Below are 15,768 nucleotides of genomic sequence, written 5' to 3' on the forward strand. Positions count from 1 at the left end.
TAGTTTCTTTGCTTAATATCTATAAGCTTAAAGATTATTGCATGAAGTTTTTCAGTTTTATCCTCGTGGTATGTTTACCCGGAATGGTGTTTGCCCAGCAGGTGGATACCCTCAATAAAGATTCAATTCAACACGCGCCAAAACAATCGGTGATGAAAACGCGCGGATTGAATCCTCCTCAAATTAAATCCTTTATAGTCCCGGCGGTACTGATCAGTTATGGCCTGGTATCTTTAGGGAATAACGCCATCAGAAGACTGGATTACAGCACCAGAGCAGAGCTGCAGGAAGACCATCCGACCTTTGCTTTGCATGCGGATAATTTTCTTCAGTTTGCTCCGGGAGCTGCCTTTTACGCACTGAACCTTGCAGGCGTGAAGAGTAAACATGGAGTTGTTGACGGTACAGCAATTTATGTACTGGCCGAAGCAATCATGGCTGGTTCTACTTTTAGTGTGAAACATATAGTTGGCCGTGCGCGTCCGGACGGGGCAGATAATTACTCTTTCCCTTCAGGACATACTGCAAATGCTTTTGCAGCAGCCGAATTTCTGAACCAGGAATACAGAGACGTTTCCCCCTGGATTGGTTATGCGGGTTATACCGTAGCCACAGCAACAGGGGTATTAAGAATGTATAACAATAAACACTGGGTAAGCGATGTCGTTGCCGGGGCAGGGTTTGGTATCGCTTCCACTAAGCTGGCTTATTTAATTTATCCGTATCTTAAGAAGTTGGTAATTGGAAAACAGGCTATGAAATATTCTTTAGTACCGATGTATCAGCAAAAAGCAGCAGGACTTTCATTCAATGGCACATTTTAGAACCTATATACTTGTCTTGTTGATGACCGGATTTGGACTGTGCCCGGTCAGGGCGCAGCAACTGGTCAGAAACCTTGGCTATTTTTATCAGGAGGCCGTTAAGCGCAGTCCGCTATTAAAAGATTACCGCAATCAGCTGCAAAGCAGCAAAATTGATAGTATGCGGGTTAAGGCTGGTTATCTGCCCCAGGTCACTGCATTGGCTAATGGCCTATACGCCCCGGTGGTTAATGGTTATGGTTTTGATGAAGTGCTGACCAATGGGAAAGCTTTGGAAGCGGTGCTGAATGTAAACTATAACCTGGCCAGTAAAAAGAATATTAATAACCAGCTGGAAGGTATCCATTTACAGGCCGATTCGATCAGGTTTGCTACGGGCCTTTCTGTTCTTGATTTACAAAAAGCTGTCACTGATCAGTATATCACTGCTTTTGCCAGCCAGCAGCAGGCCGCATTTAATCAGGAAGTTTATCAACTGCTCCATGAGGAGGAAGTTGTGTTGAAGAAACTGACGCGCGCAAACGTTTATAAACAAGTGGATTATCTTACTTTTCTGGTTACTTTCCAACAGCAGCAATTGCAGTGGAAGCAGGCAGAACTGCAATTAAAAAATGATTATTCTACGTTGAATTATCTGACCGGTATTGCAGATACCACTACACATGAACTTGCAGAACCTGTTATTGAACCTGTATTATTGAGCTCTGAAACTGGTTTTTTTTATCGGAAGTTCGGAATAGACAGTTTAAAACTCGCCAACCAGAAAAAAGCAGTTGATTTTAATTATAAGCCTAAGGCCAGTATATATGCGAATGGTGGGTACAATTCTTCTTTTGCTTTCCAGCCCTACCGTAATTTTGGAACAAGTGCAGGTTTCACGGTTGCGGTTCCGATTTTTGACGGGCATCAGCGGAAAATGCAATATGATAAGCTCTCTATTGCACAACAGACTATCAATGTATATAAAGAATTCTTCCTGAATCAGCATACTCAGCAGCTCAATCTGCTCAGGCAACAGATTGCGGATCAGAACGGATTATATGCACAAGTTTCTGAACAGATAAAATTTACGAAAAGCCTGATCCAGGTAGACAGTCGTTTATTACAAACCGGGGATATAAGAATAGCCGATTTTGTAATAGCCATCAACAATTACCTGGCTGCACAAAATCTGAAAAGACAAACCAATATAACGCGGTTAAAGCTGTTCAATCAGCTGAATTACTGGAACAGGTAAGAATGGACCAGAATAGCTGAATAAGTATCCCCAATAGATAACCAGGCGGCTCCTGAAAATGGAAAAGCTCAAAAACATAAAAATGAAACAGCTAACAATTAACGCCTTATTTCTCTTTCTATTTAGTGGAATACTCGTTTCATGCCAGCAGGCTCCTAAAGTAACAGAAGAAACACCCGTTCCAGAAACCCCGGTGCAGGTAACCACAGCAAGTAATGCGACGTTGAGTGAAGATGTAGTTTTAAATGCGACTTCCGCTTATTTGGAAAAAAGCTTTGTCAAAGCGAATACCAACGGCTACTTGCAAAGTTCAACCTTACAGGCAGGTGCTGCGGTGAGCAGTAACCAGGTTTTATTTAAACTGATCACCAAAGAGGCGCGTGCCATAGGCAATTCGATTAATCAGCTCGATCCGGGTTTTAAGTTCTCAGGGATTTCTACGATTCGTTCGGAAAAAAGTGGTTATGTTATCCTGGTGAATCATCAGAAGGGGGATTATGTTCAGGATGGTGAAGCGCTGGCGACGATCATCAACCAGTCCAGCCTGGTCTTTTTACTGGATTTACCTTATGAAATGCGTAGTGTCATCCTTCAGAATAAGACATTGGAATTGACACTTCCTGATGGGGAGAAGTTAAAAGGAACGATTACCTCTTCTTTGCCGGCGGTTGATTCTTTAGCACAGACACAACGTATGATTATTAAAGTGAATGCTGCCCACCCAATTCCCGAGAACCTGATTGCAAAAGTGAAAGTCGTTAAATCGGCGGCGGCTCATGTACAGGTATTGCCTAAATCGGCTGTGCTGACTAATGAAACTGAAGATGAGTTCTGGGTAATGAAGCTGATCAATGATTCTACAGCGGTAAAAACGGTAGTGAAAAAAGGAATGGAGGATGGAAAGTCTATTCAGATTTTATCACCTGTTTTTGGGACAAAAGATCGTTTAATAACGGTAGGGAATTACGGATTGGCAGATACGGCGAAAGTTAAAATCACACATTAATGAAGAACTTTTTTATTTCCCATAAAAATCCGCTGCTGGTTGTTTTGATCCTGATATTGGCGGGAGGACTGTTCTCTTATCAACGTTTAAAAACTTCTTTGTTTCCAGAGATTACCTTTCCCAAAATAAAGATTATTGCCGATGCGGAATTGCAACCTGTAGATCAGATGATGATTACGGTGACACGGCCGCTGGAAAATGCAGTGAAACAGGTGCCGGATCTTCATATCGTGAGAAGCACGACCAGCAGAGGAAGCTGTGAGATTTCTGCCTATATGAACTGGAACGCTGATATTGATTTAAGTCAGCAAAGGATTGAATCTCAAATCAGCAAGATCAGGAATAGCTTGCCTGTAGGCGTGAATATTTCGGTGGAGAAAATGAACCCTTCGATTCTCCCGGTGAGCGGGTATACTTTAGAGAGTCATACGGAATCGCCGATAGCTTTAAAAAAATTAGCTGCTTATACGATCAAACCATTTTTATCCCAGGTAGACGGCGTATCGGAAATCAGGGTAATCGGTGGTAAGGATAAAGAATATTGGATTCAGCTGGACAGGCAGAAAATGAGTGCCTTGTCTATAAGTCCGGACTTACTGAACACGGTTTTAACGCAGACAAATTTTATCAAATCCAACGGTTACTTATCAGATTATAATTATCTGTATTTATCAATTACAGATGCGACTATCAAAACAAAGACGGATCTGGAAAATCTGATTATCAGTAAAAAAAATAACAGGATAGTCAGGGTGAAAGATATTGGTGAGGTCAAGATACAAGAGGGGGTAGCTTATACCAGGATTAATGCCAACGGTAAAGATGCGATTCTTGTGGCCGTCATTAAACAACCAAACGCAAATCTTGTTGACCTGTCCACGCAAATGCAGGAAAAGATTGTGGAGCTTAGAAAAATACTTCCGCGGGGGGTAACGATCAAGCCTTATTACCAGCAGTCTGATTTTGTAGAAGCATCTGTTCAAAGTGTAAGCGATAGTTTATTGATCGGACTGGTACTGGCGATTGTAGTGGCGATTATCTTTTTGCGTTCTGTGAAAGCAAGTGCAACAATACTGATTACCATTCCAATTACGCTGTGTTTAACGGTAATGGTGCTTTATGGAATTGGATATTCTTTGAACATTATGACGCTGGGTGCTATTGCTGCGGCTATCGGATTGATTATCGATGATGCCATAGTTGTAGTTGAACAGATTCACCGGACGCATGAGGAACATCCGGAAGAGCCTACCGTTAATTTGCTTAAAAAAGCAATAGATTACTTGTTTCCGGCGATGTTGGGTTCTTCTGTCAGTACAATCGTAATTTTTGTTCCTTTTATGCTGATGACCGGAGTGGCAGGCTCTTATTTTCAGGTGATGACCAATACAATGATCATTACTTTGGTATGTTCATTTTTTGTGACCTGGATTGGTTTACCGGTTGTCTATTTATTATTAACGAAGGATTCTTCTTCCAATTCGGTACAAGCAGTTGTGCATCAGGTTAATCAGCAGAACTGGGTTTATTATTTTATCAAAAAGCCATGGATCAGTTATATTTCTATGGTAATCTTAGCGGTCCTTATCTTTTTAATCTTGCCGCGGCTGGAAACCGGATTTCTTCCGGAAATGGACGAGGGTAGTGTAGTGGTGGATTATACTTCCCCGCCGGGGACTTCACTGGCAGAAACAGACCGGATGTTAAAAGAGGTAGAAAAGTTAATCGTTAAAATACCTGAAGTACAGACTTATTCGCGCAGAACAGGCACACAAATGGGTTTTTTTATCACCGAGCCTAATACGGGTGATTATCTGATCCAGCTAAAGGCGGATAGAAAAAGGAGTACAGATGAGGTTATTAGTGAGATCAGATCGAAGATACAGACCTCTCAGCCTGCTTTAGTTGTTGATTTTGGACAGGTTATAGGGGATATGCTGGGTGATTTAATGAGTTCTACGCAGCCTGTTGAAGTGAAAATATTTGGTAATGATCAGGATAAATTAAAGGCTTTGTCCAGGCAAGTTGCAGTACTGATGGGCAAGGTAACCGGAACTGCCGATGTCTTTAACGGGATTGTTATTGCGGGGCCTTCTGTAAATATTCAGCCCAATTTTGCTATGCTGGCGCAATATGGGATTACCCCGGGAGATTTTCAGTTCCAGGTTCAAAATGCGTTACAGGGGAATATTATTGGTAATGTATATGATCAGCAGCAGCTTACGCCAATCAGGATGATTTATCCGGGGAGCAAACAATTTGGTGTGGCTGATGTCAATAAATTACAACTGTTTTTACCGGGTGGGGGAATGGTACCTATTCAGCAGCTTGCGAGTGTAACTATTAAGGCTGGCGATGCAGAAATTAAAAGAGAAAATTTACAGTCTATTGGAGTGGTTACTGCGAGGCTGGAGTCCAGGGATCTGGGGAGTGTAATGGCTGATATTCAAAAAGAAATTGGTGCAAAGATCAATTTGCCTGCTGGTTATCATATTGAATATGGCGGGGCTTATGCGGAACAGCAGCAGTCTTTTAAAGAGTTGCTTACTATTCTGGTAGCTTCAAGTTTACTGGTCTTTAGTGTCATCCTTTTTCTTTTTAAGGATTTTAAGATTGCGTTTCTCATTCTGATCATTTCTTTACTGGGGATTTCAGGGAGTTATCTTGCGCTATATCTGACGCATACGCCTTTAAATGTAGGGAGTTATACGGGCCTGATTATGATCGTTGGTATCATCGGGGAGAATGCGATTTTTACTTTCCTGCAGTTTAAGGAATCTTTGAAGGATAAGACCGCGGAGGAAGCTATTGTTTATGCGATTTCAACACGGTTAAGACCTAAGTTAATGACTGCGCTGGGTGCAATTATTGCATTACTGCCACTGGCTTTGGGGATCGGGGCAGGAGCACAAATGCACCAGCCGCTGGCGATAGCAGTAATTGGCGGATTTGTGATTGCATTGCCGCTGCTGCTTATTGTTTTACCAAGTATGGTGAGGAGACTTTATCAGGAAAAATAGGCTCAAAAAAGCCTTGCTACGTTTATGACATTCTTTTTTATCGCGCATAAAAAAGCGGCAGATATAAATATCTAACCGCCCTGTTATTGGTGTGTTTATAATTATTGGTGTGTTATTTTCCGTATGTCAAAACTGTAAATGTTCCCGGAATGCGTACTGCTTTTTTACCTTCACCGGGCTTTAAATCAGCAGTAGGCATAAATAGATGATGGTTAACTTCATCCAATGCAATTGTGCGGGCACCTTTTTTTGTTTTAATGTTTTCAAGCACCTGAAATTTATTAGCATTCACCTCTTTAATTACGGTGAGTGTACCTTCTCCATTCGCACTATATACTAATTTCAACTGCAGGTCAAAGACAACGCCATCGCTCCCTTCTCCTATAGGCAATGTACTGATTTGTTTACCTGTAACTGCATCCAGAACGATCAATACTTTATTGGAACAGCCCACGAATAGCCGGGAGGTTAACCTGTCGATCGCTAAGCCTGAAGGCTCTTCACCACTTGCTAATTTGAAACGCTTGATTACCTTTAGATTGCGGGTATCCACGCAGACTACTTCATTTTTATCTTCTATGTTGACATAGATTTTTCCTTTACCATCTGATACGCCTGTTTCAGGTTTTCCTCCTAAAGGAATGGTCGCAATTACAAGATCTTTTATGGGATCAATAACACTTGCACTTAAACTATGGCCATTGAAGACGAATATCTTTTTTGAAAATTCATCATAGAAAATTGCATCAGGGTTATCTCCAACTTTGATTTTACCCAACACAGCATTGGTAGTAAGATTGAAAACTGTGCATTCACCTGCTTTTCCATTACTGGTATATCCTTTCTTTAATGCAGAAACAACAGCTATTCCATGTATACCCGGTGTATTGGGAATAACACCTATAGAATCTCCGGTAGTTTCATTGATGATATTCACTTGCGTACCATGAGAGATATACAATTTATTTTGCGCGTGATCTGCCAGCAGATAATCCCAGCCTTCATCACCACTTACCCGGTGGCTGCTCAGTAAATGAATACCAGTTTTTGCTTGTGCAAATAAAGCTGTTCCAGTACAAAAATGGAGTAGTAACAGGGCTAAGGCGGCCTTCTTTTTCATAGTGTTTTTTTCTACAAACAAACACATAGAGTCTGTAGTAATTCTGGAGCATTAAAAATCTTTAAATTTAATACCATAACATCTTATATTGATAAAATAGCTGAAACAGCAGATTGTTTTTAACTTAATTACTGTTTACTTTTGAGTATTTTATTTGTTTAATTATAAATATAATGTCGGATTATGTTTTAACTTTATTGAGTCAATATTTAATTACTCCCCAAAATGAAATTAAGAATTATTACTGTATTACTTAGTATAGCCTCATTAAGTGCTGTAGCTCAGCAATCTGTGCCTAAAACAAACCCCAGGTTTGATGGATTAGACACTACTTTCCAGCGGGTGCTTAAAACATGGCATGCTGCAGGTTTTGCGGTTGCTGTTGTACAGAAAAATAAAGTGATTTATGCCAAAGGTTTTGGTTACCGTGATGTGGAAAACAAGCAGCCTGTTACCCCAAATACATTATTTGCAATAGGTTCTTGTTCAAAGGCATTTACGACCACATTGATTGGCAAGTTGCAAAAGGAGGGGAAAGTTAATATTGATCAGCCTGTAAATAATTATCTGCCCGGATTAAAGTTCTATAACGAGGTCATGACCAATCACATTACGCTTCGTGATATGATGAGTCACCGGACAGGGCTTTCCAGGTTTGATATGTCCTGGTATTTATTTAATACTTCTTCTACTGACAGTCTTTTAAAACGTATTCAATATATGGAACCCAATGCGGATATAAGAGAGAAATGGCAGTACAATAACTTTATGTATATGGCACAGGGGGCTTTAATTGAGAAATTAACTGGTAAAAGCTGGGGAGATAATATCAAAGAGAAGTTTTTTGCACCTCTGGGTATGACCCATTCAAATGTCAGTATACCTGAGCTTTTAAAAAGCGGTGAGATTTCTAAAGGATATGGCGTAAAACCTGATCACACCATAGACAAGCTGGACTATTACAATATTGATGGTATGGCTCCTGCAGGTGCTATTAATAGTAATGTGAATGATATGGCGAAATGGATGATCGCCTGGATCAATAATGGAAAATACGAAGGCAAAGAAATTATTCCTGAAGACTTCCGTAACCAGGCCATCAGTTCACAAGCTATTGTTGAGGGGGCTTTACCAGAGAAGGGATCTTTAAACACTTATTTTGGAAACTATGGTTTCGGCTGGTTTCTGGATTCTTATAATGGACATTACCGTGTGGAACATGGTGGTAACATTGACGGGTTTTCGGCCATTTCTTCCTTTTTTCCGGCAGATAGTATAGGTGTTGTTGTATTGAGTAACCAGCATGGCTCAAAGGTGCCGGTTGTAGTGAAAGATATAATTGTTGACAGACTCCTTCATCTTAAATATCAGGACTGGATCAGTAAAATTAAAAATGAGCAGGATAAAGCAGAGCTGGCCAGTGCTAAGGAAAAGAAAAAAACAATAACAACTCAGCATAATCCTTCCACACATCCTTTGGCGGAGTTTGCCGGAAGTTATAGTCATCCTGCTTATGGGACCATGAAGATCTATGTGGAAAACGATTCCCTGTTTGCAAAGAGTAAAATCCGTACTTATTGGTTAAGGCATGCCAATTACGATATTTTTGAATTGTTTGATAAAGACCCTAAAGATGGGGTGAATACCACTACCGGATATGCCGGCTTTAATTTGCAGTTTCATATGAGTTTATCTGGTAATATTGATGGTTTTGAAGCTCAGCTTGAAAGTAAATTAAAACCATTTTTATTTGTCAGACAGGAAGACATTAAGCAGATCAAAGCTCCTCAATAACAAAATTAACGGGGGTTATGGAAACCCCCTTATGCTTATTTCGGTTTATTCTTTCTGAAAAATGGAAACTTAATCAATTGAAGAAAGTTGGAAGGGGAGTGTCCATGGTAAACGTCCAGGCCAAACTTAATTTCGCTTGCCTTCATTTCCTTGTAAGTGCCAAATAATCTATCCCAGATACTGAATACATCGCCATAATTGCAATCTGTATAAGGTAATTCAAAATGATGGTGTACATGATGAAGATTAGGGGTTATAAATAATAAACCACATATCTTTTCTGTTTTAGCAGGTAACTGCAAATAGGTATGTGCAATTAAATTGGCAAAGGTTTGTACGGTCTGTCTTAACAAAAGCAGCCCAATAGAAGCTCCGGCAAGAAATACCCAGATTATTTGAAAACATACCCTGACAAAAGTTTCCCCGGGATGCTCCCTGACTGTAGTAGAGACATCCATTTCTATGTCGGTATGGTGAACGAGGTGGAAATTCCAGAGCGGGCCAACTTTGTGCATAATGACATGATACACGTATTCAAAAAAGTCCATTAAGAAAAAGCCGGCAACATATTTTACCCAGGCACTTTGACTATGCGGCAGCAGATATAAAATTCCCCAGTGATGCAGCGTGACCCACCCGGAAACAAAGAGTACCAATAGAGTCATGACCAGCTGAATTGGAAGTGCGGTCACTATAAACATCAGGTTAACCGAGGTGTGCTGCCATTTTTCTTTGAGGGAGTGTAAGGCAACTCTGAATTCTGCAAGCCAGATAGAAACGATAACTACAAGATATAAAATGATTTGTATAAGGGTTCCATGATCATTCAGCATGGAGGATATCGTGTTCATGTTGTGGTGGTTATGAATTTTAAATTTAATATAAACAAGAATAAGAATTAATACTGTAGCAAAACTAAAGTTATAATATGTTTCTATATCGCCGCATTAAAAGGCGATTAAAATCGATTAACTCGGATCTTGTGATTATCCTGATTTATCATTAATTTGTGATAGTTGAACATTAGCGTACAGTGACTGTTCGTTTTCGTACAGTTTATTTTTAATACTGCCCTTTTTTTGCTCTTCAGGCTTGTTTTTTAGCATGGCATCAGGATGGCTAATCATTATGGAAATCCAGCACAATTATGTTTCAACATCACTTATTACTGATCTACAGAAATTTCAAAAAGTATAAAAGTTCATTCTTCATCAACCTGATCGGACTGAGCGCGGGGTTAACCTGTGCTTTACTGATTTATTTATGGGTAAGTGACGAGGTTCAAATGGATAAATTCCACAGCAAAGGCAGTCAGCTATATCAATTGATAGAAAATGAGCGCACAGAAAGCGGGATCAATACTACCGACCAGACTGTAGGAATCCTGGCAGATGCTTTAGCCAAAGAAATGCCCGAAGTAGAAGATGCTGTAGCGGTTTCGCCTGCTTATTGGATTGCAGAGACTAAACTCTCAGCTAAAAATGAAATGGGCGTTAGAGGCGGTGGTCTTTTTGCAGGAAAAGACTTTTTTAAAATATTCTCTTATCCCCTGGTTTCAGGAAATATCAGCCAGGTGCTGACTACTAAAAATTCTATCGTTATCTCCGAGCAACTGGCTATGAAATTATTTCATACTACAGAGGTGATGGGTAAGGAAATAGTTTGGGAAAATGCAGATATGGCCAATGAAAACCGCGCCTTGATTTCGGGTGTGTTTAAGACTGTGCCGGCCAGTTCTTCGATACAATTTGATTTTGTAGTGTCTTTGCAAATGATCATGGACCCGCCTTCTCCTTTACTTAGCTGGGGAAATCATGGGCCAAATACCTTTATTGTGCTGAAAAAAGGTGCAGATCCCGAAACGTTGAATGCAAAGCTTAAAGGCTTTATGAAGACTAAGGGCGAAAGTCGCAGGGAACTTTTTATGCGGCCTTATGCCAATGGTTACCTGTATAATCAATACGAAAATGGTAAACAAGTGGGTGGCAGGATTGAATATGTGAAACTGTTCTCACTGATTGCTATCTTCATTTTGATCATTGCCTGTGTGAATTTTATGAATTTAGCTACTGCCAGGGCCGCGGTCAGGATGAAAGAAGTGGGAATCAAAAAAGTAATGGGAGCCAGCCGCCAGTCTTTAATCTTGCAGTACCTGGGGGAATCTGTTTTGTTAACCTGTATATCCTTATTCTTCTCCTTACTTTTTGTCGAGCTTTTGCTTCCGCAGTTTAACGAAGTGACAGGTAAACATTTGTTCCTGCATTTTGACTGGAAGCTGATTTGGACTTTAGCCGGGATCACCATTTTTACCGGACTGATTTCGGGCAGTTATCCGGCTTTGTATTTATCTGGATTTAATCCCGCAGTTGCCCTAAAAGGAAAATTAAGTCATAGTATGGGCGAGTTATGGACGCGTCAGGGCCTGGTAGTTTTTCAATTTACACTTTCAGTCATCCTGATTGTTTGTGTACTGGTCGTTTATCAGCAGATTGAATTCGTGCAGCATACCCAGGTCGGGTATAAAAAAGATAATGTACTGTATGTGGAGAGTGAAGGGAGATTAAAAGATAATCCGGGTACTTTTATTGCGGAGATCAGGAATATACCAGGAGTTGTCAATGCTTCAAGTCTTGATAAGCGCTTTATTGGAGATTTAAAAAGTACGATTGGTGATTTCAACTGGGAAGGAAGAGATCCGAAGCGGATTATTAAGTTTCAGTTTGCAGGAATCAACAGTGGTCTGATCGAAACAATGGGCATGGAAATGGCCGGAGGACGCTCTTTTTCCAGCAAATATGGTGCGGACAGTACAAAGGTTATCATCAATGAAGCGGGGATAAAAGTAATGGGATTAAAAGATCCGATCGGTAAGATATTTACTTTATGGCACAAAGAATTACAGATTATAGGGGTCGTTAAAGATGTTCATTTTGAATCTATGCACGAGGTTGTAAAACCTATGTTTTTTCTATACAATTCTAAACAGTCGAGCAGGATTATGGTGCAAATAAAAACAGGACAGGAAAAGCAGGTTATAGCTGCGCTGCAACAGCGTTATCAAAATTTCAATCCGGGGGCTGCAATGGTTTACAGGTTTTTAGATCAGGATTTTCAGGAGCAATATGTGGCTGAAACCAGGATTTCCTTGTTATCAAGATACTTCGCAGGATTGGCTATTCTTATTTCCTGCCTAGGACTTTTTGGGCTGGCTTCTTTTACGGCGCAGCGAAAACTTAAAGAAATAGGGGTCAGAAAGGTATTGGGCGCAAGTGAATGGGCAATTATTTACAGCCTGTCCAGAGACTTTGTCAAACCTGTGCTGATTTCTATTCTGATTGCCCTGCCTTTAAGTTATATTATTACTAAACACTGGCTGGACACTTTTGCCTACCGGATTGATCTGAAGCTGTGGTATTTTGCAGGGGCTGGATTTCTGGCGCTGTTTATTTCCTGGCTTACAGTGAGTGTGCAGGCGATAAGAGCGGGGTTGAAAAATCCAATTGACTGTTTAAGGGATGAATAAATGATATTTATCTTTTAAATAAAAAAGGCTATCATCTTCAAATTGGACTGCCCCCAAAAAGTTAGACACTTTCTGGGGGCAGTCCAAATACAGATGATAGCCTTTTTGTTTATCAATGGTTTTTTAATCCAGTAATGTCCAGGTCCTTTTGGTTTGAACCTGCTGTACCATTTGCTGCTCTGCAACCACAATATTTTCTTTACGCTGCCCGATATATTCAAGCATGCTTAGTTTATTCCAGAGTGCAACCATCACTTTCAGGAATTCTTCAATTGTGGACATGGAAGCCTGAATATTCTGATGATCATAAATCATTTCGATATTACGGGCCAGCAGTTCTTCAAAATTCCCAGGAGTGACATCACGCCATTCATAGAAATATTTCAGCATTTCTTCTCTTTCTTTAGGTTCGATCAGTTTGATACCCGTAAAAAATACATGCGCCAGGTTTGAACAGTAGCCTACGATATAAACAGGTGATTGCTGGTAACCGAGGTTCCTGTAGTTGAAAAAGATCTGGGCAATATAGTCCAGCATTTTTTCAGACAACAGGCGAATGTTTTTTCCAAGCGGGGTAATGGAATCTCTCGCAGCAGTTTTATCAATGATTTTAAAGGCTGCCAGCTGCAGATCATTGATCAGTGTACTGAAAGATTCATAGTATCTGATCAGGCCCGGATGGCTCACAATAGAGCTGCTTGGCGGGATATAATTGGTGTTGATAGAAATCCTGCCATTCTCCAGTACAAACTGCCCGATAGTTAAATGATAGTTATCAGTTGCATTCGGGGTCATTTCTGATGCCGGAAGAATTGATATACTATACTTTTTGCTGATGTCGGGGTATCTTGGCGGGTTGTCCTGCGGGTCCGGAGTACCTGCAGGGACTCTGTCAAAAGGATTAACCAGCAGCAGGATATTATAAATCGAAACTTTAGAATAATCAGTGTTCTCATTGCTGAAAAACTGGCTGTAGGAAAGCTGATTATCATAGTTTGAAGTATTCGGAATATCAATTCTGCAGCCTTCTGCAGTAATGGCATTACAATGTCTTACTTTGATTTCAATATGGTTTGTCGCCTTTTCTGAGATTTCTATATCATGTGATACACGCTCGCCGGCAAAGGGGGGAAGCAGACCATAGTTGAAGTTGTTGAGCGATATGGAGTTGGCATCCCTCACAAAGTCCTGGTTAAACTGATCAGTAGCCACAAAATGACTGCTGGATAGTTTCATCCCATCCACCCAGTTAACGGGTTTGTATTTTAATGGTGAAATCATAAGTGTTTTTTTAGATGAAAATAGATTCGTCTCCGATTATTTCGGGTTTATTAGCGTTTTCAGATACTCTTTTTGCGTAAATAGTAACCTTTTCTGTAATCTTGTTATTGATAATATCATGGTCAGGATCTATGAAAATATTCTTCTTGAAAAAAGATGTTTTGATAAAAAAGATCCATTTATAAGATTCTCCGTCTTCGCCGATATATTTAACAGGGCTTTTAGGGAATTTCAGGTTATAATCTTCAATGAATTTATAAAACCAGTTACCGAATATCATATTCTCGGGCGCTTTAGCTTTAACGCGTAAAGGTTCCGGATCACTGGTGTTTTTATACAATTCAAGCTCCAGTACCAGCATACGGTCAAAATCTAAATGATCCATATCAATATTGATCGGGCTTGCAGGATATTGCCAGATTTTATAGATCTCTGTAGGAATGCTGATCAGTGCCACATAAGCCCACCAGAAGAGCAGAGGGACGATAAAAGTAAGCAGACTGGTTGCTGCCCACAAACCAAAGTGAATATCACTCAGCCAGTTGAAGGCCAGTTGAAACAGGTAAAAGCTAAGCAGTGAACCGACTAATATGCCGAATACAATAAAAAGCTTTCTGTCCAGCAGTTCTTTTGGATATTTCTTCGTGAACAGGTAAACAAAAAAAGTACCGGTCATCAGGTAATAGATCTGGCAGATAATATATCCCCAGGGCATAAAATCAAAGCTCAAAAAGCCAAGAAGTCCGGGAAGGGCCAGTACTAAACTTAATACAAGGATGCCAATGATCAGTCTTTTGTTATTAAGAAATTGATTTTTCTTATTTACAATTGAGAGCAGCGCAGCGGATACAACAAATATTAAAGGGAATAATAAATATCGGATAAAGAATGATTGAACGTCCATTAAATTGTACTTGATGTTTTTGTTTAACTGTTAACAAATATAATACCTTAAATCTATCAAAATAAGAATGGTATAGTTATTAGTGTATATTAGTTTAATTATACCGTAAATAAATATATGAAACAGAGACTGCATTTAAGGAATGATCTCAATACTGATTTTGAAGCTATCACAAAAGTTGCAGAGTTAATAGAGAATGGTGATTTTCACACTGATCAGATTGCAGTGCTACCTGTAGGCGCTAAACAAAGGGCTTATGCAAAGGATATTGGCAACCATTCATTTTATTATTCGGAGAGTAAACGCAAGGATTGTTTAACGATAGAGGTTAACCAGGAAGGTTTTTATGATATGCTGCCTGAAGGTTTGTTCCATACGCCTCCTACGGGAAGTGCGGGCATGTCTGAAGAGGAAATGGTGGAGGATGTACGCCTGAGAAGAAACGAGGAAAAGGATGCGAGAAAGTTCTTTATGCCTTTTGAAGCTGAGGTCAATTACCTTAAAACGGTCCTGCAGCTTTATGAGAACAGGCTGGATAAAAGAACAACTTATAACGACCTGACGAATATCTTTGCAGCGGGCTGGAAGGAGTTTGAATTGCTTGATAAAGAGCAGAGTATAATCTGGATGCACTTTCTTCCGGTGATCCATCAGAAAAGAAATGACCTGAAATTTCTTGGGCAATTGTTAACTGTCCTTTTTAAAGTTCCTGTAGAAGCAGTTTTAAAGAGTACAAATGTGAAGCCTTTACCGATTGATGAAGGGTTGCAATTCAGGCTGGGCTCTGGTGCTTTAGGAATAAATTCTATTATCGGCAGCAGTTTCTTAAGTGATGAGGAACAGGTGTTTATCAATGTCGGACCAGCAGATATTAATAAACTAGTCAACTTTATGCCGGGCACGGCGCATGCACATTTAATAGATCTGGCGGTATCTTACCTGGTCCCTGTTGAGACAGAAGTAACTACAAATTTAATAGCCGGCCAGCAAAACCAGGTAGGCTCACTGGGCGCGGATACCAATAATTCTTATTTAGGGTACACAGTTTATCTTTAATCC

At 40.1% G+C, this 15,768-nt stretch carries 11 protein-coding genes; 7 read left to right on the forward strand and 4 right to left on the reverse strand.

What is annotated here, in order from left to right:
* Window positions 1–41: 41 nt before the first annotated feature.
* The 4 genes from LY11_RS19595 to LY11_RS19610 all read left to right on the forward strand — a co-directional run bounded on the left by LY11_RS19595 (window position 42) and on the right by LY11_RS19610 (window position 6,087).
* Window positions 42–824 carry a phosphatase PAP2 family protein gene (locus LY11_RS19595; protein ID WP_245952839.1) on the forward strand — a complete coding sequence of 261 codons (783 nt, stop codon included), beginning with the start codon at window positions 42–44 and terminating at the stop codon, window positions 822–824.
* Window positions 811–2,061, forward strand: coding sequence for a TolC family protein (locus tag LY11_RS19600; RefSeq protein ID WP_111635329.1), 1,251 nt, complete (start codon window positions 811–813; stop codon window positions 2,059–2,061). Before LY11_RS19595 ends, LY11_RS19600 begins: the two co-directional genes overlap by 14 nt.
* Window positions 2,062–2,143: 82 nt before the next feature.
* The gene (locus LY11_RS19605; protein ID WP_170132729.1) at window positions 2,144–3,067 is read left to right on the forward strand and encodes an efflux RND transporter periplasmic adaptor subunit; all 924 of its coding nucleotides are present in this window, start codon (window positions 2,144–2,146) and stop codon (window positions 3,065–3,067) included.
* The gene (locus tag LY11_RS19610) at window positions 3,067–6,087 is read left to right on the forward strand and encodes an efflux RND transporter permease subunit (protein ID WP_111635331.1); all 3,021 of its coding nucleotides are present in this window, start codon (window positions 3,067–3,069) and stop codon (window positions 6,085–6,087) included. The genes LY11_RS19605 and LY11_RS19610 overlap by 1 nt, the downstream gene beginning before the upstream one ends.
* A 112-nt stretch (window positions 6,088–6,199) precedes the next feature.
* On the opposite strand, the gene LY11_RS19615 is transcribed toward LY11_RS19610, so the two are convergent.
* Window positions 6,200–7,207 carry a YncE family protein gene (locus tag LY11_RS19615; protein ID WP_111635332.1) on the reverse strand — a complete coding sequence of 336 codons (1,008 nt, stop codon included), beginning with the start codon at window positions 7,205–7,207 and terminating at the stop codon, window positions 6,200–6,202.
* A 225-nt stretch (window positions 7,208–7,432) separates the two neighbouring features.
* Here LY11_RS19615 and LY11_RS19620 point away from each other — a divergent pair, with 225 nt between their 5' ends.
* Window positions 7,433–9,001 carry a serine hydrolase gene (locus tag LY11_RS19620; protein ID WP_111635333.1) on the forward strand — a complete coding sequence of 523 codons (1,569 nt, stop codon included), beginning with the start codon at window positions 7,433–7,435 and terminating at the stop codon, window positions 8,999–9,001.
* Between the two features lie 35 nt (window positions 9,002–9,036).
* Here LY11_RS19620 and LY11_RS19625 read toward each other — a convergent pair whose 3' ends face one another.
* Window positions 9,037–9,852: a sterol desaturase family protein gene (locus LY11_RS19625; protein ID WP_111635334.1), complete on the reverse strand. Its 816-nt coding sequence runs from the start codon at window positions 9,850–9,852 to the stop codon at window positions 9,037–9,039.
* 296 nt (window positions 9,853–10,148) lie between these two features.
* Here LY11_RS19625 and LY11_RS19630 point away from each other — a divergent pair, with 296 nt between their 5' ends.
* Window positions 10,149–12,524 carry an ABC transporter permease gene (locus LY11_RS19630; RefSeq protein WP_111635335.1) on the forward strand — a complete coding sequence of 792 codons (2,376 nt, stop codon included), beginning with the start codon at window positions 10,149–10,151 and terminating at the stop codon, window positions 12,522–12,524.
* A 123-nt stretch (window positions 12,525–12,647) separates the two neighbouring features.
* Here LY11_RS19630 and LY11_RS19635 read toward each other — a convergent pair whose 3' ends face one another.
* Both LY11_RS19635 and LY11_RS19640 read right to left on the reverse strand, forming a co-directional pair.
* Window positions 12,648–13,805, reverse strand: a complete 1,158-nt coding sequence (locus LY11_RS19635) for a hypothetical protein (protein WP_111635336.1) — start codon at window positions 13,803–13,805, stop codon at window positions 12,648–12,650.
* 10 nt (window positions 13,806–13,815) lie between these two features.
* Window positions 13,816–14,709 (reverse strand): TssN family type VI secretion system protein, encoded by an 894-nt coding sequence (locus LY11_RS19640; RefSeq protein WP_111635337.1) that lies wholly within the window; start codon window positions 14,707–14,709, stop codon window positions 13,816–13,818.
* A gap of 117 nt (window positions 14,710–14,826) precedes the next feature.
* Here LY11_RS19640 and LY11_RS19645 point away from each other — a divergent pair, with 117 nt between their 5' ends.
* Window positions 14,827–15,765, forward strand: a complete 939-nt coding sequence (locus tag LY11_RS19645) for a type VI secretion system baseplate subunit TssG (protein WP_111635338.1) — start codon at window positions 14,827–14,829, stop codon at window positions 15,763–15,765.
* The last annotated feature ends 3 nt before the right edge of the window (window positions 15,766–15,768 follow it).

The organism is Pedobacter cryoconitis (assembly GCF_003259615.1).
GTDB classification, from domain to species: Bacteria; Bacteroidota; Bacteroidia; order Sphingobacteriales; family Sphingobacteriaceae; genus Pedobacter; species Pedobacter cryoconitis.

Bases quoted from the DNA above. Each gene is read 5' to 3' on its own strand.
- LY11_RS19595 (WP_245952839.1), top strand. From the start codon at position 42: ATGAAGTTTTTCAGTTTTATCCTCGTGGTATGTTTACCCGGAATGGTG.
- LY11_RS19600 (WP_111635329.1), top strand. From the start codon at position 811: ATGGCACATTTTAGAACCTATATACTTGTCTTGTTGATGACCGGATTT.
- LY11_RS19605 (WP_170132729.1), top strand. From the start codon at position 2,144: ATGAAACAGCTAACAATTAACGCCTTATTTCTCTTTCTATTTAGTGGA.
- LY11_RS19610 (WP_111635331.1), top strand. From the start codon at position 3,067: ATGAAGAACTTTTTTATTTCCCATAAAAATCCGCTGCTGGTTGTTTTG.
- LY11_RS19615 (WP_111635332.1), bottom strand. From the start codon at position 7,207: ATGAAAAAGAAGGCCGCCTTAGCCCTGTTACTACTCCATTTTTGTACT.
- LY11_RS19620 (WP_111635333.1), top strand. From the start codon at position 7,433: ATGAAATTAAGAATTATTACTGTATTACTTAGTATAGCCTCATTAAGT.
- LY11_RS19625 (WP_111635334.1), bottom strand. From the start codon at position 9,852: ATGAACACGATATCCTCCATGCTGAATGATCATGGAACCCTTATACAA.
- LY11_RS19630 (WP_111635335.1), top strand. From the start codon at position 10,149: ATGTTTCAACATCACTTATTACTGATCTACAGAAATTTCAAAAAGTAT.
- LY11_RS19635 (WP_111635336.1), bottom strand. From the start codon at position 13,805: ATGATTTCACCATTAAAATACAAACCCGTTAACTGGGTGGATGGGATG.
- LY11_RS19640 (WP_111635337.1), bottom strand. From the start codon at position 14,709: ATGGACGTTCAATCATTCTTTATCCGATATTTATTATTCCCTTTAATA.
- LY11_RS19645 (WP_111635338.1), top strand. From the start codon at position 14,827: ATGAAACAGAGACTGCATTTAAGGAATGATCTCAATACTGATTTTGAA.